At 44.5% G+C, this 18,903-nt stretch carries 21 protein-coding genes and 1 tRNA gene; 9 read left to right on the plus strand and 13 right to left on the minus strand.

Annotated elements, in window-relative coordinates:
• Positions 1-5: 5 nt before the first annotated feature.
• Positions 6-2,081 (minus strand): methionine--tRNA ligase, encoded by a 2,076-nt coding sequence (gene metG / locus BMZ56_RS13545; RefSeq protein ID WP_090627583.1) that lies wholly within the window; start codon positions 2,079-2,081, stop codon positions 6-8.
• A gap of 157 nt (positions 2,082-2,238) precedes the next feature.
• Between metG and BMZ56_RS13550 the strand changes: the two genes are divergently transcribed.
• From BMZ56_RS13550 to BMZ56_RS13570, 4 genes are all read left to right on the plus strand, one after another.
• Complete coding sequence (locus BMZ56_RS13550) at positions 2,239-2,646, plus strand: DoxX family protein (RefSeq protein ID WP_090627584.1); 408 nt, start codon at positions 2,239-2,241, stop codon at positions 2,644-2,646.
• Positions 2,647-2,936: 290 nt separating this feature from the next.
• Positions 2,937-3,008, plus strand: a tRNA-Glu gene (locus tag BMZ56_RS13555).
• A gap of 297 nt (positions 3,009-3,305) precedes the next feature.
• Positions 3,306-6,365 (plus strand): DEAD/DEAH box helicase, encoded by a 3,060-nt coding sequence (locus tag BMZ56_RS13560; RefSeq protein ID WP_090627586.1) that lies wholly within the window; start codon positions 3,306-3,308, stop codon positions 6,363-6,365.
• A 697-nt stretch (positions 6,366-7,062) separates the two neighbouring features.
• Positions 7,063-7,425: a DUF2200 domain-containing protein gene (locus BMZ56_RS13570; protein WP_090627588.1), complete on the plus strand. Its 363-nt coding sequence runs from the start codon at positions 7,063-7,065 to the stop codon at positions 7,423-7,425.
• 69 nt (positions 7,426-7,494) lie between these two features.
• Here BMZ56_RS13570 and BMZ56_RS13575 read toward each other — a convergent pair whose 3' ends face one another.
• From BMZ56_RS13575 to BMZ56_RS13600, 8 genes are all read right to left on the minus strand, one after another.
• Positions 7,495-8,625, minus strand: coding sequence for an IS481 family transposase (locus BMZ56_RS13575; RefSeq protein ID WP_245893226.1), 1,131 nt, complete (start codon positions 8,623-8,625; stop codon positions 7,495-7,497).
• Positions 8,626-8,691: 66 nt separating this feature from the next.
• Positions 8,692-8,832, minus strand: a complete 141-nt coding sequence (locus tag BMZ56_RS25615) for a hypothetical protein (protein WP_177195150.1) — start codon at positions 8,830-8,832, stop codon at positions 8,692-8,694.
• 25 nt (positions 8,833-8,857) lie between these two features.
• Entirely contained in the window at positions 8,858-9,274 is a 417-nt protein-coding gene (locus tag BMZ56_RS13580; RefSeq protein WP_090627589.1) for an SRPBCC family protein, read from the minus strand.
• 34 nt (positions 9,275-9,308) lie between these two features.
• Complete coding sequence (locus tag BMZ56_RS13585) at positions 9,309-9,800, minus strand: anthrone oxygenase family protein (protein ID WP_090627591.1); 492 nt, start codon at positions 9,798-9,800, stop codon at positions 9,309-9,311.
• Positions 9,801-9,811: 11 nt separating this feature from the next.
• Positions 9,812-9,985, minus strand: coding sequence for an SDR family oxidoreductase (locus BMZ56_RS25450; protein ID WP_143072923.1), 174 nt, complete (start codon positions 9,983-9,985; stop codon positions 9,812-9,814).
• A gap of 81 nt (positions 9,986-10,066) precedes the next feature.
• Positions 10,067-10,846, minus strand: a complete 780-nt coding sequence (locus BMZ56_RS13590) for a helix-turn-helix domain-containing protein (RefSeq protein WP_090627592.1) — start codon at positions 10,844-10,846, stop codon at positions 10,067-10,069.
• A gap of 92 nt (positions 10,847-10,938) precedes the next feature.
• Complete coding sequence (locus tag BMZ56_RS13595) at positions 10,939-11,592, minus strand: CPBP family intramembrane glutamic endopeptidase (RefSeq protein WP_090627594.1); 654 nt, start codon at positions 11,590-11,592, stop codon at positions 10,939-10,941.
• A 90-nt stretch (positions 11,593-11,682) separates the two neighbouring features.
• Positions 11,683-12,450, minus strand: coding sequence for an oxygenase MpaB family protein (locus tag BMZ56_RS13600; RefSeq protein ID WP_090627596.1), 768 nt, complete (start codon positions 12,448-12,450; stop codon positions 11,683-11,685).
• A 210-nt stretch (positions 12,451-12,660) separates the two neighbouring features.
• Between BMZ56_RS13600 and BMZ56_RS13605 the strand changes: the two genes are divergently transcribed.
• From BMZ56_RS13605 to BMZ56_RS13625, 5 genes are read left to right on the plus strand one after another with little or no spacing between them, the layout of a single operon-like run.
• Positions 12,661-12,984 (plus strand): ArsR/SmtB family transcription factor, encoded by a 324-nt coding sequence (locus BMZ56_RS13605; protein WP_090627598.1) that lies wholly within the window; start codon positions 12,661-12,663, stop codon positions 12,982-12,984.
• Positions 12,985-12,986: 2 nt separating this feature from the next.
• Positions 12,987-13,454, plus strand: coding sequence for an SRPBCC domain-containing protein (locus BMZ56_RS13610; RefSeq protein ID WP_090627600.1), 468 nt, complete (start codon positions 12,987-12,989; stop codon positions 13,452-13,454).
• 6 nt (positions 13,455-13,460) lie between these two features.
• Complete coding sequence (locus BMZ56_RS13615; RefSeq protein WP_090627602.1) at positions 13,461-13,841, plus strand: DoxX family protein; 381 nt, start codon at positions 13,461-13,463, stop codon at positions 13,839-13,841.
• Positions 13,842-13,860: 19 nt separating this feature from the next.
• Positions 13,861-14,427: a DUF4256 domain-containing protein gene (locus BMZ56_RS13620; protein WP_090627604.1), complete on the plus strand. Its 567-nt coding sequence runs from the start codon at positions 13,861-13,863 to the stop codon at positions 14,425-14,427.
• Positions 14,428-14,483: 56 nt separating this feature from the next.
• A complete protein-coding gene (locus BMZ56_RS13625) occupies positions 14,484-15,188 on the plus strand; it encodes a thioredoxin domain-containing protein (protein ID WP_090627605.1) in 705 nt (234 codons plus the stop codon).
• On the opposite strand, the gene BMZ56_RS13630 is transcribed toward BMZ56_RS13625, so the two are convergent.
• The 4 genes from BMZ56_RS13630 to BMZ56_RS13645 all read right to left on the minus strand — a co-directional run bounded on the left by BMZ56_RS13630 (position 15,169) and on the right by BMZ56_RS13645 (position 18,877).
• Positions 15,169-15,525, minus strand: a complete 357-nt coding sequence (locus tag BMZ56_RS13630; RefSeq protein ID WP_090627608.1) for a DUF488 domain-containing protein — start codon at positions 15,523-15,525, stop codon at positions 15,169-15,171. The two genes, BMZ56_RS13625 and BMZ56_RS13630, sit on opposite strands and share 20 nt — an antisense overlap.
• Positions 15,526-15,532: 7 nt before the next feature.
• On the minus strand, positions 15,533-15,922 hold the full coding sequence (locus tag BMZ56_RS13635) for a group III truncated hemoglobin (RefSeq protein ID WP_090627610.1): 390 nt from the start codon (positions 15,920-15,922) through the stop codon (positions 15,533-15,535).
• A gap of 135 nt (positions 15,923-16,057) precedes the next feature.
• Entirely contained in the window at positions 16,058-17,629 is a 1,572-nt protein-coding gene (locus tag BMZ56_RS13640; RefSeq protein ID WP_245893225.1) for a calcineurin-like phosphoesterase C-terminal domain-containing protein, read from the minus strand.
• A gap of 99 nt (positions 17,630-17,728) precedes the next feature.
• Positions 17,729-18,877, minus strand: a complete 1,149-nt coding sequence (locus tag BMZ56_RS13645) for a metallophosphoesterase family protein (protein ID WP_090627613.1) — start codon at positions 18,875-18,877, stop codon at positions 17,729-17,731.
• Positions 18,878-18,903 lie beyond the last annotated feature (26 nt).

The following is an 18,903-nucleotide window of genomic DNA, read 5'->3' on the forward strand; positions in this document are numbered from 1 at the left end:
CCCGATTACCGGATTACGCTTCCCGTTTGCACTGAGGTGTGAGGAGCCACAAAATCCAAACGGCCGTCGGCATCTTCCACCATTAAGATCATGCCCTGCGACAGAATGCCCTTGATTTCACGTGGCTCAAGATTTACCAAGATGGATACCTGTTTTCCAACGATTTCTTCGGGGTTGAAAAACTCTGCAATACCCGACACAACGGTACGTTTGTCGATGCCGGTATCGATCGTCAACTTAAGCAATTTTTTAGTCTTGGCTACTTTCTCTGCCGCAAGAATTTTCCCCGAACGGATGTCCATTTTTACGAAATCCTCAAAAACGATGTTACTTTTCGCTTCGGGCAATTCCTTGGTGAGTTTTGCGTTGGTTTCCTTTGCCTGGCTAAGTTTTGCCAGCTGAGCCTTCACCTGTTCGTCGGTTATTTTTTCAAATAGCAGTTGTGCTTGTCCCAGCTGATGTCCCGCCGGCAACAGGGTATTACTCCCGGCATCCCGCCAACCGCGCTCGGAAAAATTAAACATATCAAACATACGTTGCGCAGTACGCGGCAAAAATGGTTGTGCCATAATTGCCAAATTGGCTGCTAATTGCAAACTCACGTTTAAAACAGTTTTCACCCGCTCTTCATCGGTTTTGATGAGTTTCCAGGGTTCAGAATCGGCTAAATACTTGTTGCCAAGGCGCGCTACATTCATAAACTGCGCCAATGCTTCGCGAAAACGGAATTGAGTAATTGAGCCAGCAATGTGTTTGGGGTAACGTTCCAATTCTGAGAAAATTAGCCGATCGGTATCCGTCAAGTCACCAGCCGGCATTACTTTGCCATCGAAATACTTGTGCGACAACACCAGTACACGGTTTACAAAATTACCAAAAATAGCCACTAGCTCATTATTCACGCGTGCCTGGAAGTCTTTCCAGGTAAATTCGCTATCCGATGTCTCGGGCAGGATCGATGTCAGCACGTAACGCAATTCATCCTGTTTACCCGGAAATTCTTCCAAATACTCGTGCAACCATACCGCGTGATTGCGCGATGTAGAGAGCTTATCCCCTTCGAGGTTCAGAAACTCATTTGCGGGTATATTTTCCGGCAATATGTATTCGCCATGCGCATGCAGGATACTCGGAAACGTAATGCAATGGAACACGATGTTATCCTTCCCGATGAAGTGAATCAAGCATGCATCATCCGCTGGATCCGGCTGTTTTTTCCAATACTTCTCCCAATCATTCCCGGTGTCCAACGCCCATTGCTTTGTCGCGGAGATGTAACCGATCGGAGCGTCGAGCCATACATATAATTTTTTGCCTTGGGCTTCCTCCAGCGGTACATCTACGCCCCAATCCAGATCGCGTGTCATGGAACGGGGCTGTAATCCGGATTTGAGCCACGAACGGCATTGTCCGTATACGTTTGGCTTCAGGACGTCTTTTTTTCCCTCCAACAGCCACTTTTCGAGCCAGGGCTGGTATTTGTCCAGTGGCAGATACCAGTGCTTGGTTTCCCGAAGTACCGGCGGCTTGCCGCTAAGTGTGGAAATGGGATTGATCAGATCGGTTGGATTAAGAGAGGTACCACACTTCTCGCATTGGTCGCCGTATGCGCCGTCATTTTTACAATTGGGACAGGTGCCCGTGATGTACCGATCCGCCAGGAACTGATGGAATTCCTCGTCATAATATTGCTCGGTCACCTGTTCGATAAACTCCCCTTTCTCGTAGAGATTCAGAAAAAACTCCTGCGAAAGCTCGTGATGTATTTTCTCCGAAGTGCGGTGGTAGATATCAAAGGAAATCCCGAATTGCTCGAAGCTATTTTTGATTTGGGTGTGGTATTTATCGATGATGGCCTGAGGGGTTGTCCCCTCCTTCTTCGCTTTAATGGTAATAGCGGCGCCATGTTCATCCGAACCGCAGACGTATACCACATTCTTTTCATTAAGGCGCAGAAAGCGTACGTAGATGTCTCCGGGAATGTAGGCACCTGCAAGGTGTCCGATATGCAGTGGACCGTTGGCATAAGGCAATGCCGACGTAATCGTATAACGTTTGAAAGGAAAAGTAGTGTTACTCAATGTATTGTTGTTATTTAGTAGGTAACGGATTCAATTTTACAGAAAAATGAATCCCGCCGTTTGCATCTTTGCGCAAAGATAAGTCAATTTGCGCGTAATAAAATAACAGGAAGAATAAATTCACGTTTCATCGTTATCATTCAAAATAAAAAACAATATGGCTGCACTATCGTCATGGAGCAATTTTAAAAACACAGGTATGCTACTTGTCCGGATCGGCTTGGGTGTGATGTTCATTATGCACGGGTATCCCAAGTTATTGGGTGGACCCAAACTATGGGAAGGAGTCGGCGGCGCCATGGGAGAGATTGGCATTACCTTTTTACCATTGGTTTGGGGATTGCTGGCAGCCCTTGCGGAGACCTTGGGGGGATTGTTCTTTCTCATCGGCTTCTTTTTTAGACCTGTGGCGTTAACCATGGCGTTTACCATGCTCATTGCTTCCTTACACCATTTGGGTGCCGGAGATGGCTTAAAGGGTGCATCGCATGCCATTGAGATGGGGATTGTCTTTTTAGGCTTTGCGTTTATAGGTCCCGGCAAATACAGTGTAGATAAACGATAAATCCTGCGCAAAGAGATCGACTTTCGGGCAATTCGCCCTTTATACCCCTAATGAAGCGTAGCAGCCTTTATTGATGCCTGGTTGCAGCATGTTGGATACAGTGTGATTAGAGATCATCCAACCAGCAGCGGCATGGGGTAGCAGGTAATTCATGATGAGGCATTTTTTGTGGTTCGGCAACTATTTAATGATTACTTACAATTTCTGTAAAAAATTTCTTGCAACGAACGGAAATACTCCTATCTTTGCAGACCGAAAAACAGAGGGCTGTGGTTCGGATTAATAAAAAAGGCCCGTTCGTCTAGGGGTTAGGACGCAAGATTTTCATTCTTGAAACAGGGGTTCGATTCCCCTACGGGCTACTTAAGGAGATTCCATATAATGGATTATCTCCTTTTTTTATGCCAATAAAAATCTGTGAACCATCCTGTTACCATCCAGTCATTTGGCATTCGGTTTTGTGACCACAATCCTTCAGCTATCGTGTAAGACTGCCTAAAAAACTCGCTTCAGGTGTCTTCACGGCATTTTTCCAAGTTCGATTTCTCATTGGGATGGGTATTTAATCGTTGCCATGTTGTGTGGCTTTATTATATATTTGTTAAAAGTAAGTCTTACGCTAATAAATTGGAGGTTTGGCCGATTTAGAAGAATAAAAATTGAAACAACAAGCTATTTTACAGTTTTGGAGGGATGTTGAAATCTTTGATCTTCCCGATTTTAATGAAGATGCTTCACTTTTGGCAAGCGGCGACCAATTACCGTGGTTGGAACAACATCGCCCTGCAAAAAAACACTATAAGTGGCGCTATACGCTGATCTTTGGAAAGATTGAAAAGAAACAGATCATTGACCATCTCAATACCTTACTGAAAGCGGACATTACCAATGATTGGGAGGAACCAGCACGGGGACATAGCTGTTTTTCTGCATTGATACTGGACGAAGAAGGCTGTCCTCAACAAGACAGCTATGTTGCCGCAAGCTATACCTTTGGCATCCATGCCCTGGAAAAGGAAAAAGAACTTTCTTCTGTGGCCGAAGCTTTAGGTCAGGCACGGGAAGATTTTTTGGAACGATACAATATTCCACGGGGAATTTCCGAAGAAGATATTGAAGAAACAACGAGAGGAGAAATTGTTTACCACGAACACCTGAAAAGAGAGGTAAGATATTTAAAAGAACACAATCCTTGGTGGAAGGACGATATCAGGATTTTTGTTTTGATGGAAGAGGTACCCAAAGACAGTGAGCCTAATTCGGGATTTCTGAACAGTTTCTATCTGGATGATTTGAACTACCTGTCTTCCCTTGAAGAAAAAAAACTTGGGATTGCCCTTCAAAGCTACCTCACTTTAAAACCTTCGAAGAAGCAGCGAAAGGATTTGATCCAAAACAAACAGCTACTTCTTGAAACGATAGCTCCCAACCTAATGACATCGGGTCGGTGGCCATCCAACATCGAATATGGCCTCTATTCTGCCCAGGTCGGTGCCGTTAATACCATTTTTGCAAACTTACGGAACGGTGAGGGATTGCAGGGTGTAAACGGCCCACCGGGCACTGGTAAAACCACGTTGCTGCTCGATGTCATTGCAGAGATTATCGTTGACCGAGCGAAGGCAATTTCAGGGCTAGGGTGTAATGATCTATTTGGAAAGGGGTATATAAAAATTGAAAAGGAATCCGGCTATACCCAATATACGTATAACCTTGCCCCTGCGTTAAAAAGAAACTTCGGTATTGTCGTTGCCAGCAACAACAACGCTGCCGTAGAGAATATCAGCAAGGAACTTCCGCTCAAGAGCAAGATTGATGTATCGATATTTCCGGAGGCCGATTATTTTTCGGAATGTGCAGGGACTATTATCGACGAAGAAAGCTGGGGTGTATTGGCTGCAGCATTAGGAAATTCCAAAAACAGGAATACGTTCAAAAAAGCATTCTGGCAATCCGACAGGGATAAAGATACCCTTGGGTTCAATGATTTGCTGCACTCGGTTTACAAGGACGCTGAAAATGATGACGTAGACAGATACTGCGAATTATTCGAGCAATACAATCAAACCTTCCAGTCTTTGTTCAATGAGTTTGGCAAGTTTAGGAAAGCTGCCGACTCGTTTCATGGGCAACTGCCTTTGTATATCGAGCGCAAAAAGAAAAAATCAAGACTCGAGTATGAACGGAGAGAACTAACAGAAAAGCTGTCCCGGCTATCAACAGAAAGACAGTGTATCGCTGAAAAAGAAGAGCGAACAAAAAACGATGCCGACCGGACGTTATCCTTGTCACATCTGCATAACCAACGCAAACCTTCTTTTTTCTTTATTCAAAAGCTTTTTAAGACAGGCAGTTTTCAGAAATGGGACGCTGAAGCGGAAAAAATACTGACAGGATTGCAGCGCGTAAATGCTGAGCTAGCGAAGATCAGAAAGGAACTTGATGAAAACAATAAGACCATCCACTCTCTGCAATTAAGGCAAAGGGAGTGTCGTGCTTCGTTATCCAAGTTAGCGTCCTTTTTTGCCGAATATGAAAGCTTAGCAACAACATTAACTGAAAAATATGGGATAGCTGCCAAAAACTTGGTTAATATCGATTTCCATCAAAGCGATCTGTCTGAGGTCCATCTTCTTAATCCCTACCATTCACCGAAAATTGCCAAGTTAAGAAGTGATATATTCATCGCCGCACTGCAGTTGCACCGTGCTGCCATTCTTGTAAATGCCAAAAAAATCAGGAACAACCTGATCGCCTATTTTGAGATGACAGCTGGATGGGTCAAAGTAGATAAAACTATCGCTCAAAACCTGTGGGACACCTTTTTCCTTTGCGTGCCGGTCGTGTCCACCACACTAGCATCGGTAAGCAGGCTTTTCCCCCAGACGAGCAAACAGCAGATCGGCTGGCTGCTTATCGACGAGGCAGGCCAAGCGACCCCACAGTCGGCGGCCGGATTGATACACCGTGCCAAACGATGCGTTATCGTTGGAGATCCGTTACAGGTAGAACCCGTGGTTACCATCCCCGAGAAATTGGTTTCAAAGCTCAGAAATGAGTATACTGTCAAGGTGGATTGGTCGCCCTATCGGGTATCCGTGCAGCAATTGGCAGATAGGGTATCCTTATCAGGAACATACATGGATGTTGGAGACCAAGATGAGAAAATATGGACAGGTTTCCCGCTGAGAACCCATAGACGTTGTGACGATCCTATGTTTTCCATTGCCAATGAAATTGCCTATGGCAACCAAATGGTAAAAGCTATCAACGCCAACTCCGACGAACCATTTATTGGGACATCGTGCTGGTTTGATATTAATACCGAGCCTACGCTTATCAACAGGCACGTGGTGAAAGAAGAAATCGACTTTTTGATCCAAAAGATTTCTGAATTGCGAAGGACGGGTTATGCTGGTAATATTTACGTAATTTCCCCGTTCAAATCCATTGCTTCGTACTGTAGTGAGCAGTTGAAAGGTCAAAAGAAAGTGGCTTCCGGAACTATTCACAAATTTCAAGGCAAAGAGGCCGATGTTGTTTTTCTGGTACTGGGGAGTGACCCCAAATCTGCCGGGGCGAGAAACTGGGCTTCCCAGAAGCCAAATATGTTGAATGTCGCATTGACCAGAGCCAAGAAGCGCTTCTATGTCATCGGAAATAAAAGGCTATGGGCATCCTGCCGTTATTTCAATACGATGGCTAAAGTACTGGAGTAAGGTCTTCTCTTTCGTGTTTTTCAAAGAAAACACTTCCCGTCCATCTTTGATCAGTGTAAGTATTCCGGCATTCACCAATTCTCCAAATACATGGTTAAGGTTATTCAATAAGTTTCTCTTCATAAGGATATGCGAATAGTTTATAAACAAATATAAAATGATTCCCCAGTATTAAAATCGGGAGACCAAGTAAGCCCCATCCATGTATCGGATACTAATTGTCTACCATGAGACGCTTTTTAATTGTCGTACTTAATCCATTTTCAGTAGTACGAAATGACGCCATATTCGAACAAATGTGTAACCTGACTATGCCGCAAACCATGTGTCTCCGTCAATGCAAAAGATTATTGCGTATATTTGGGAGTTAACGGTCATTTGCCAGATAACTGCTACGAGTGAAAAAAGATATAGGTTCATGTCAATTCTTACAGAAAATGGATAAACAGAGGTAGAAAAATTACACGCGAACTTATTAATCTGAGCAGGTACACCAACGGCACAGCCAAAACAAAAGAAATGGCAAACTTCAAAGAAATGTACAAAAGCCCACTTTTTGTAATTTTGATTACTTATTCCGAAGTGCTACCCATCGGTTTAGTGGTTGCACTGGTAAGTGCTTTGATTTTAAGAAAGAAACAGCATACACAAACAAGTATGTAACAATAAAATTCACTCATTTAATACAAGAACAGAAATGCAAATAACTGACAAACATAATGAACGCATTGCAAAAATGACTTTCTCATCGGTGTATCCGCATTATGTAACAAAAGTAGAAAGCAAAGGTAGAACCGTTAAAGAATTGCACCAAGTGATTGAATGGCTGACAGGATTTGATGAGAAAAAATTGCAAAAACTCATTGACGAAAAAGTAACGTTTGAAACGTTTTTTCAACGAGCAAAATTAAACCCAAAGGCACAACTAATAACAGGTGTAATTTGTGGTTACAGAATAGAAGAAATTGAAAATCCGTTGACCAAACAAGCAAGATATTTAGACAAGTTGGTGGACGAACTAGCCAAAGGACGAAAAATGGAAAAAATTTTAAGAACCTAACAATTATATGTAATAGCCACTACTTGATCTGACAGTCATGGGTTTTAAAAAACTGTCAGTTGTTCTCTGCTAATATACTCCATTTTCTTCAAACCCGACAGACTCATTTTGTGGCACGCCCTCTCTCTGTGTGGAGGAGGGCTTAGGCACAAAATGGTCTTCGGATAATGCTTCCAACAACTTTTCGTGCGCTAACGGTTTGCTCTGCACAAACGTCTGCATTGGAGTTTTTCCGTAGCAGTATTTTCCCGTATGGGTGCGCTCATTGTTGTAATAGACCATCCATTTGTCCAGATCATGCTGTAATTCGTCAATGCCCCGGTATACCTTTTTCCGGAATGCAACAGCGTAGAACTCTTCCTGGATGGTCCTGTGAAAGCGTTCACAGATTCCGTTGGTCTGCGGGCTTTTAGCTTTTGTCTTGCTATGGTCTATATCTTCGATGGCAAGATAGAGCTGGTACTCGTGGTGTTCCCTTGCACCGCAGTATTCTGTGCCCCGATCGGTTAACACCCGGAGCAGTCTCAGGTCATGCTCTTCATAAAAAGGCACCACACGGTCGTTGAGCATATCGGCGGCCACCAAGGCGTTTTTACGGTCATACAACTTTGTAAAGGCCACTTTGGAGTAGGTGTCGATGAACGTCTGCTGGTAAATATGGCCAACACCCTTGATGTTCCCAACGTAATAGGTGTCCTGTGCGCCAAGATAACACGGATGGTGCGTCTCGATTTCGCCCACGGCCTTTTTCTCTTCCCTGGCACGTTCCAATGCGGCCAGCTGTGCCTCGGTCAGCACAACGCCTTCCTGTGCCGATTTGGCTTCCAGTGCTTTTAAACGAAGTTTGAAAGTATGGAGATCGTGACGCAGCCAGATACTCCTGACCCCGCCCGGGGAAATAATGACACCTTTTTTCTTCAGTTCGTTGCTTGCCCGCAGTTGGCCAAACGCAGGTTGGTCTATGGCCATTTCAACCGCTGCACGTTCGACATGTTCCTCAACCCTGTTCTTCAGGATCGGCTTACACCTGGAGATTTCCTGCAGGGCTAATTCGCCTCCTTGTTCATACAATTCCTTGAAACGGTAAAAGCTATCACGGGAATAGCCCATCACTTTGCACGCCTTCGATACGTTGCCCAGATGCTGTGCAAGCTCTAATACTCCTAACTTGTTCTTGATGATTTTTTGTTGTGTTGTCATATTACTTAATCTGTTAAAGTTACTTTTCTAATCGTAACTGTCAGATTAAGTCGTGACTAATTCAAATTATACCTCTCCTTTTGCCGCTTTTCCTCCGTCGCTATGGCCGCAAACATAGACGCTGTCCAGTTTCATCTCGTCTATCATTTTAGAAAAACAGAACGAACACCATAATATGGCTAACATGCCTAAGGTTATTGTCCTCATCGCGATACGTTTTATGGTTTCTTTGTCAGCTTGCTTCGGTATATTTCTTAAAACTATCCAGAATTGCCTGCCATCCTTCCCGTTGCATTTCAATTGGGTTTTCATTTTCGGCATCAAACGTTACGGTCATTTTGGTGTCGCTATTTTCACCCGTAAAGATGATTTCGGCCTTTCTTCCATCGGTCATGGTATAGGCAATGCGTTCGTTTACCTTTACGTCATCGTATACACCTTCAAAGTCAAAACCGAAGCTACCATCCTTGGCCTCCATTCTCGAAAGGAATTTGCCGCCGGCTCGCACATCATTTTCCGCTTTTGTGGTATGCCAATCGTCTGAAGCATTGTTCCATTTTACAATATGTTCCGGGGAAGTATACCGTTCCCATACTTTTTCCACCGGTGCTTTTACCGTGGTTTCCACTGTAATCTTTGTTGCGTTCATGTTCTATTGTTTTTGTTATTGATGAATTATTTTTTTACGTTTTTAACTTAAGGGACAAAATCGTCAGTAAAAAGCTGAGAATTGCCGCTATCGTACGGATTAAATTCAATTGGTTCCAAGGACGCTCAAACCGTTCCCTCAACGAAGATAGCTCTTGCGGAGTAGCGGTATCCATATTAAAACGCTCCAGCATATTATTTAAAGGCACATTCCCCAATATGGTTACCCCAAACACCCCCACAATATATACGGCGGTAGCCGACAGCAATAACCAAAATGAAAAATGAACCGCTGCCCGATAGGAAAGCCAGGTGGCCAGCGGCAGAACCATCAGGCTACCCATAAAACTCACAAAAAACCAGGCGTTCAATATGGCGGTGTTAATCGACTGGAACGTCATTACGTATTCCCTGTCGGGCAGTTTACCCAACGCTCCCGTTACGGAACAGGCATAGCTGTAAAATAATCCCGCTACCAAACCCGTCAGCAATACCACTACGATTTGAACAAGCTGATAAAAAGCCATCGTTGTTGATTTTAGCTGTTCCAAACCCCGACTTGACTGGCTTTCCCCGGTTTGTCCCAGTCAAAAGGAGGGTTTCCATTCCTGGAGCCAGCCCGGACCGGAATTCCCATTTTTTGGAGTTTGCCTGCCGCCCGTTTCCCGATTTTCCCCGTTGCACCCAATACCAAAATTTCGTTTGCCATCATCTTTGCTTTTTCTATTTAAAAAACTATCGACAAAAATATAGGGTCGGTAAAGCCAGAAATTGAACAAATCGGACAAAGCGCCTATTGTGATTTTTTTAGCTGCGAGGGTTTTTTCCCTGTGAATTTCCGGATGTTCCGTATAAAATGCGATTGGTCGGCATAACCGTTTTCGTAGACTACATCGGTCAGTTTCGAATAGCCTCCCGTGGCAATCTGATCCAACGAGGTTTGGAATTGTGTGATCTTTGCAAATTTTTTCGGCGATATCCCAACGTAATGATTGAACTTTCTTCGCAACGTTCTTTCCGTGGTATTCAGGCGACTTGCCAGTTCATTTACGGCGATCAACCCCTTATGGTCCTGGATCATTTGAATGGCCTGCTCTATTTTCCGGTATTCTTCCATTCCCTTTTCCCGGGCAAGTTCAGAAAGGAATTTGGCGATGTTCTCTGTTTTCAGCTTTATTGCAGAAGGAGTGGTTAGCGCGCCTAATGGGTTTTCGATTGCTACCCCTTTGATCTTTGAAAGGTCGGCACAATCATCATTCAGTTTCTTGGTATCGATATCAAATAACAATTTGGCGGCGGAAGGATATAGCTGAAAGACAATCATTAAGTAGGGTGTTCTGATTGAAAGCTCGTAAGGTGCGATCATCTGGCCGTATAGAAAAAATGGGCTGAGTATTTTCTTCCGGGGAAGTAGAAATCCCTTTTCGAACTGCAGGTATACGACTCCCGGATAACCATCCGCAAAAAAAGTAAGCGTAGTGTCTCGGGAAGCAGTCGGTTCTTCGAGAACAAAAATTTCCTTAACGAACAATTCCAGATCGTTATCAGCTATTATTTTTGTGGCGTCTATCAAATGCTAAATCGCTTTGTTTCGCAAATCATGTCTGCTGTTTGACGACAAATAAGCTTAATCGTTACGTTTCTTAACGATGCTTCTTGACGGAGTCATATGTAATTTAAATAGATGGCAGAAAGCATCACTACATCGTATAGAATATGGAAGAAAATTAAGTACCATAGATTTCCATTGAAGACGCTATACATCCATACGGAGAAAACAGCGCCAACAAAAATACTTAGCATCGCACCCCACCCTTCCTGATAATGATACATTGAAAACAATGCACTCAGTAATAATCCGGAGGTCCAAAAGGGCCATTTGCTGCCAGCAAACATTACTCTGAGACGGGTGAAAATAAAACCTCTGAAAACAATCTCCTCATACGGAATCACTAATATTCCAGCTACCGCAATTAAGCACAGCAGGCTGATGATATTACCTCTCACAAAATCAAAATCAGTAAGGTTAGGTGGCGCAAATCCCAGCAGCGAAAGAAGTGGAGCAGCGATCCATAGCGAAAAAAAGCCGTACGCAATTCCGATACTTCCTCCTACCAAAAATGAATTCAGCGTAAGGTCCTTGAACCTAAATCCGATAGATGAGAAGTTTTCTCCATAAAATTTTAAATATCCCCAAATCAACGGCAATATCACCAGAACGTAGGTAAACATGGGGAATATCCCTGTATGGGGTAATACCAAGCAGACAATAATCAACAGCGTGTCCGTTATCCATCTTGTTTTTCCTATGGCGGTCATAACAATTAGATTAAAATTTTCCCAGAAGTTACATGCTATTTCAACAGCCAAGCCACTTACCAGGTCTGATAAATTATTTCAATCTTATTGTCAGCTATTGAAAAAACGATCCAATGCTGCGATCTCCTTTTTATACGCCGGGGGTAATATCGCATTTTTCAGCAGGGTTTTCATCCGGAATACGGCACTAAACTTGTATACATTCAGTAGGCCCGCTGCAAATGCGCTCTTCCCAAGTCCTAACAGTACGTTTACGTTTCCGGGCACCAAGAGCGTTTGCATTTGTTTTAGGATCAAAAACCTGAACCATCCCAAATGTTTTCGATACTGCTGATAAAGATCTTTAGTGAACGGACCGTTTAATAGGTTTTCATGCAAACCAGAAGCCCGCATAGCTAGCCATTGCTGATAATCTAAAGGCAGGCCTTGAAGCTGCATGCGTAATCCTACGCGGTAAAAAACGTTGAATACTTCCTCTTTTTCATTCCGACTTAATTTTCTTTCCAACAGCTCATACGCTCGGATGGAGTAATCAATCAACATAAATAGCACATCTCGGTAAGCCCAATCCGGAATATTCCTTCCGCGTTGCCTCTCGACCTCCCTATGAATGCCCGAAATCTTATCAATGGCAAGTAAGGCCTTTTCCCGCTCAGCAAATACAATTTGGCGCGCGTAAAAAACGGTCGAAAACAAACGTTTAAGTGGATCAGAAGGAAGGCGTCCCGTAAAATAAAGCCAGTCGACGGCTTTGTTCAACGCAAACTCAGCTGCTGCACCGGCAAAAATCATCAGAATGGTATCGCCACTTCCCCATATTCTGCGTACGATCGAATCCTTGTCTACAAAATGGGCCATATACTTCCGAAATAATTTCCTCCAACACTCACAAATTTAAAACTTCTATTTAACTTTGAAAAAAAAAGTACTTTTAAAAATACAGATAAACTAACCAAACAGTTGCTAACTGCTCGTTCGGAACCTCTCCAATGCATCATCTTAAAAAAAACAAAAAAAATTTGCGCAGTTAAATAACTGCATATATATTTGCAGTCAAATAACTGCACAATGGAATTACGAAGAGATGTATTTCAAGCCATCGCCGATCCCACCCGGAGAGCAATTATTACCTTGGTTGCGCTCCAAGCCATGACACCCAGCGCAATTGCCGAAAATTTCACGTCTTCCAGACAAACCATCTCCAAGCACATACAAATCCTCACGGAATGTGAAATACTCCGGCAAGAGCAAAACGGCCGGGAGATTTATTATCAGTTAAACCCAAAAAAAATGAAAGCAATTGCGGATTTCATTGAACCCTTCCGAAACTTATGGGATGACCGGTTCAATAAACTGGAAGCAGTAATGAAAAAACACCAATCAGAACAATAAGTATGGAACGAAAAACAAAAATACACGCCGAAGAAGGAAAGCAGGAATTGCTGATAACCCGGGAATTTGATTTACCTGTAGCGTTGCTTTTCAAAGCGTATGTAGTACCTGAAATCGTCGAACAATGGATGGGAACGAAAGTGCTGAAACTGGAAAACAGAAAACATGGCAGCTGGCGATTCGAAACCAGCGATGCACAGGGAAATGTTGTATTTCAATCCAACGGAGTTATCCATGATGTAGTACCGAATCAAAAAATCACACGGACTTTTGAAATGGACAATACCCCCTTTGCCACGCAGCTTGAATTCTTGGAGTTTGAAGAACTTACAAGCGATACCAGCAAACTCACGATGCATATTGTATTCAGGTCTGTGGCAGATAGAGATCAGTTGCTCCAACTACCTTTTGCACAAGGCATCAATATGGCACATAACCGGCTACAGGAAGTTGTAGCCCAATTAAACTAACTTATCATGACAAAACGCACTAAAATCATCTATTGGATTGCCACCGCATGGCTTTCACTGGGAATGCTCTCGACTGGAATCGTCCAGTTAATCAAACTAAAAGAAGAAGTAGAAAACATCACACAGCTGGGATACCCTGCCTACATACTTACCCTTCTTGGAATCTGGAAATTTTTGGGTGTGATAGCCATACTTATCCCCAGATTCCCATTGCTTAAGGAGTGGGCATACGCCGGCTTCTTCTTTGCCATGTCCGGCGCCATTTTTTCTCATTTAGTCGCCGGGAATGGTGCGAAAGAGCTCTTCGGACCGACCTTATTGCTCGTCTTAACCATCCTATCCTGGTACTTCAGACCCGCAACCAGAAAGATAGACGCTATCGCTTAACAAACAAACTCCTATTCAAATGACGAACGACAAAAAAGAACTGCTACCCGAACAACGTGAAGAGCTACTCGATACGCTGAAAACCCGTTTTGAGAAAAACATGAACCGCCATAAAGGTGTTCAATGGGCCGATGTGGAGGCAAAGTTACTAGCTGATCCCGAAAAACTATGGACACTCGATGAAATGGAAGTAACGGGCGGTGAACCCGACGTAGTTGGCCACGATGGGAAAACAGACGAGTATATTTTTTTCGATTGTTCGGCGGAAAGCCCCAAAGGACGTCGAAGCCTCTGCTACGATCGGGCAGCCTGGGAATTCAGAAAAGAACATAAACCCCAAAACACCGCACTGGACATGGCAGCTGAAATGGGCATAGACATTTTAACTGAAGAACAATACCGGTCATTGCAGCAACTTGGGAAATTTGATACCAAGACGTCAAGCTGGGTGGAAACACCCGCCGATATCCGGGCGCTCGGTGGTGCCATCTTTGGTGATTTCCGCTTCGGAAGAGTCTTTATCTACCACAACGGTGCTGAGTCTTACTATGCCGCCAGAGGATTCCGTGGATCACTACGGGTCTGAGAATTCCAAAGAAATGTGCATATTTGTAAATTACATAAATTACAAATATGCACAGCATGAATAACTTGGCGTTAATCTTTCTCCTTGCTTTGGGACTGGGCGGCTGTACCGGCAGGCAAACTCAGCAGGAGTCAAGCCGCCTTTCTGCTACCGATTTTTCAGAAAAAATCAGCGAAACAGAAAACGCGCTGATTCTGGATGTGCGGACTCCCGAAGAATTTGAGAAAGGACACCTGGAAAATGCAGTCAATATCGATTGGAAAGGAAGTGATTTTGATCGCAACGTTTCCAAATTCGAACCGTCGACTCCGGTATTCGTTTATTGCCTAAGTGGTGGCAGAAGCAAAGCGGCGGCGGACCATCTAAAAGAAATCGGGTTTGAAAACATTACTGAATTAGCCGGAGGAATGATGGAATGGCGGGCAAACAACCTGCCTGAAACAGCGCCTGTTACCACAGAAAACGGGATGAGCTTCGCGCAATACCAAACCCTCCTGAATTCCGACAAATTGGTATTGGTAGACTTCTATGCCGATTGGTGCGAACCTTGCAAAAAAATGGAACCTTACTTGAAAAAAATAGCCAACGAGATGGCAGATAAGGTTACGCTCGTCCGCATTGATGCGGATGAAAATCAGCAATTATGCAAAACACTTGATGTTTCCGCTTTACCGGTTTTGAAGCTGTATGAAAACCAGGAGATTACCTGGGAACATGAAGGATACATTGACGAGCAAGGTGTCAGGAACCATATTCCATAACAAAATCGGCAAGTACCACCGCCTGATTATGCTGTTCGTCTTTTGCGCCATATAATAACGTTATGGTATCTTTTTCTCTCAGAAGGTCAACTAGTTTTTCCACGGCATCGTTTTCTCCCAGCTCTTTCCGATACCGCTGTCCGAATTCCTTCCATTTTGCAGGATCATGGCCGAACCAGGTCCGTAGTGCCGTTGACGGGGCAATCTCTTTCAGCCAAAGGTCTATCCGGGCATCTTCCCGTTTCACACCCCGTGGCCAAAGACGATCCACCAATACACGGAATCCGTCTTTTGAATCGTACGGCTCATATATTCGTTTTATCCCGATCTTTTCCATAGTGATGTCATAACAGTGGTTTAGCTGTATGCTGACGATAATATTCGATCTTGAACAGAAACATTTCTGCCATTTTCTCCGCCCGCCATTTAGCTTCTTCCGCCTTATCGCCCGCAAAAAGATCATCCACCGTTTGGCGCCACAAGCCGAGCCAAGCACTGAAATGTTCCTTTTTAATCGGCAATTCCGCATGCGGGGGAAACGGACCTCCGAAATAGGTATGCTCATCCAACAAAACCGTCTGCCAAAAGCGGTACATTTTGTCGAGGTGCTCGGGCCACCGCCCCTGAATTACGCGATGAAAGATCGGACCGATCAACCCATCTTTTTGAACGCTTGCATAGAAAGTATCTACCAATAATTTAATATCCGTTATTGTTTTTATGTCTTTCTTCATGTCGACTCTCTTTGCTATCCGCTCGCAGCTTGTTACAAAATTCGGCAATTAATCCGACACAAACAACAACGTGCGACCGATCGAAATCGGCCGCACGTATCGTCAAGTTGATTATTAACTAAATTATTTGCATGGTTACAACGGATCGGCCAAGCGATAAGAGCTCTGCTGAATAAAGGTTCTTCCGAATAAATCCGTAGCGCGTACTTCAATCCGGTGTTCACCCACGGGCAGATTGGTGGGTATGTTGCCGCGCCAAAGGTGTGTGCTGACCACCGCGTTTGAGGGCCGACGTCCCGGCATCAACGCTTCCGTGGTATCCCAGCGGTAGAGCAACCTGACAAACTCGGGATCGGGTGCCTCAATGTGGTTCATTGGCTTCCATTCACCGTCATCAATGCGATATTCCACCTTATCATCTTTATATCCCATGAAGAAGTTGGCAAAAATACCCGACTGCGTACCCCGGCCCTGCGCCACAACCTTTGGATGGAAAAGTTTGATCTGAATGTCTTTCGGTTGGCCAACCACCTTGTAGTCGACGGTGTATTGATTGTCATTGATCGTTAAAAATGCATATCCCTTTGGCGTACCATCGCGCATGGTCGAAACAGGCACCCCCTGTTCGTTCAGCTCGCCCGAATACCAGTCGCCAGAGGTTGTACCGGCATTGTACTCGTGAAACGGCCTGTCACCGTGCCAGCCATCTTCTGCCCCATAGAAATTCTGACGTTGCAGATGGGTGTGTGCCGACATCGAAAATACATTCGGATATTCGCGCAGTAAATCAAACAACCGTTGACGGTCCGCATTGCGGAACGAGCCTTCCTCTTCGTGCAGCAGTGGGATATGAAAAGCAAGCACCACCAGTTTATCCTTATCGACGTATTTGAGGTCATTCTCCACAAAATCCAATTGTGATTTGCGAAATCCACCCCAATATCCTTTCTCGTCCCGCGGATCGGGGTAAAGAATGTCGTCCAATATAATAAAATGGGCGTTACCATAGTTGAAAGAGTAGTTAGCCGGACCGACGCTGGCTTCAAACGTTTCATCCGCCAACGAATCAGCCACAGCATCGTAGTCCATATCGTGATTACCCATCAAGTTATACCACGGAACACCTATCTGGGCCGTGGTCTTCAAATAAGGCCTATGCATGGACAGATTGTCGCCCACCAGGTCGCCCAAACTCAAACCAAAGGCAATGTGCTGGATTCCTTTCACCTCTCCCACGACTGCCCGATTGAAATTTTCCATATCTTCATCGGTATACGGCTGCGGATCGCCAAATATCAAGGCCGTAAATTCAACAGGCTCCTGCTTTTTGACAAGCGGGAAATCCACCGACTTTGGCAGCGGTCCTGTCGCCTCCACGCCACCGTATTTCAACGTAGGCGATCCATTGGGCTTGTGAATGTAATAGAATTTTGGTAGATTATTTTCGTCCACGGGTACTGTATACCCCGCCGGTTTGACAACAAAAATGATGTTATCATCACCAATGGGCAATTGATACCGGCCGTCCGCATCGGTAGCGGCCACCTGTATTCCGTTGCTTACCGCAACGCCAGCAACACCCTGTTCACGGCGGTCGCGCTCGCCATTGCCGTTTGCATCATCGTAAACATAACCCGTAACGGTAGATTGCGCATACAGTACGCTGGCAGAAACCAGCATGACAGGAATTAACATTAATTTTCTCAAAACAACTTGTATTTTAATTAACCATCTACTAACAAGTGGCAAATAAACATTTCCGGTCGCAACTTAATGTTAACCCTATGCTATCTTATGGTTACCTGCTCAATAAAATGAATAGGCCTTGTTGCGTATCGGCACAAAAAATCGCTCAAACAGCGTGGCTTTCGGCTGATTTTGCATCCGGATATCCGGGCACATGGTATAGTATTCACCCACCAGCAACAATCCATTTTCCCTCCTTTCAATAGTTATCTGCAGAAAGCCGAACCGATCGTCGCAGAAATTCTCCAACCGTACCTGATGTCTATCCGTGTCAAGATCTGCAACCCTCGGGTCTGCAACCGACGCTATGGGATGTAAATCGGCATAACCTCCGGCCCCCGATACAATATAGGGAACCGAGCTTCCATCTTCATACGTTTTGGTAAACCGCTGATAATTATGAACGTGACCACTAAAGACAATATCTGGTCTCACATCGGCCGCTTTAAAGGCCTCTTCCAGAAACGCAATCATTGCCGGACTGGATCCGTGGTTGGTATCCGCCGAATACGGTGCATGATGAAGGCATACAATAAGGGCTTGGTCAGGCCGATGCATATCGGCATTCCTCAGTTCTTCGATAAACCATTCACGCTGTTCCGCTGTGATTGTGCCATGCTTCGTAACATTGGAATATAACCCGATAAAATGCGCAAGCGGTGTCTGCAATGTCCAATACACATTCGGTTGTATCATACTGAGCCGCTTACTTCCTGCGGCAAACATAATCTTACGCCGATAGGTATCACAGAAAACATCCATGAACGTATCCAAGCTCTGGTAGATAAGTGTGCTGTCTGGATTGATATCCCCATCGTGATTCCCAGCAATGGCAAATATCGGTGCCGGATACTCTTCATACGGCATAAAAAACTGCTTCGGATATTCACTGGCTTCACCATGATTGTAAACGACGTCGCCCAAGTGGAATAGGAAGGCCGGCTTTTCGGAAGCAGATGAATGTTCACTAGCCTGTTGGGCAAGTGCGGATGCGATGCGTGCCTGAAATGCCGAATGCCGTAAACTTCCCGTATCGCCAACCATGTGAAAACTCATCCGCTGCTTCAAAAACCAACTCACATCGCCCAGTACCTCCCGGATATTCAATCGGTAGGGATACGTTCCAGTTGGGTGGGGTAAGGGTTTAACGACGTGGGAATCGTCCGGCAGGTGATTCAAAAATACAGGAGTTGTTCGCTTCAAGTTCATCACCCCAAAGTTAATACGGGTATATT

Origin of the sequence: Parapedobacter indicus (assembly GCF_900113765.1) — a bacterium.
GTDB classification, from domain to species: Bacteria; Bacteroidota; Bacteroidia; order Sphingobacteriales; family Sphingobacteriaceae; genus Parapedobacter; species Parapedobacter indicus.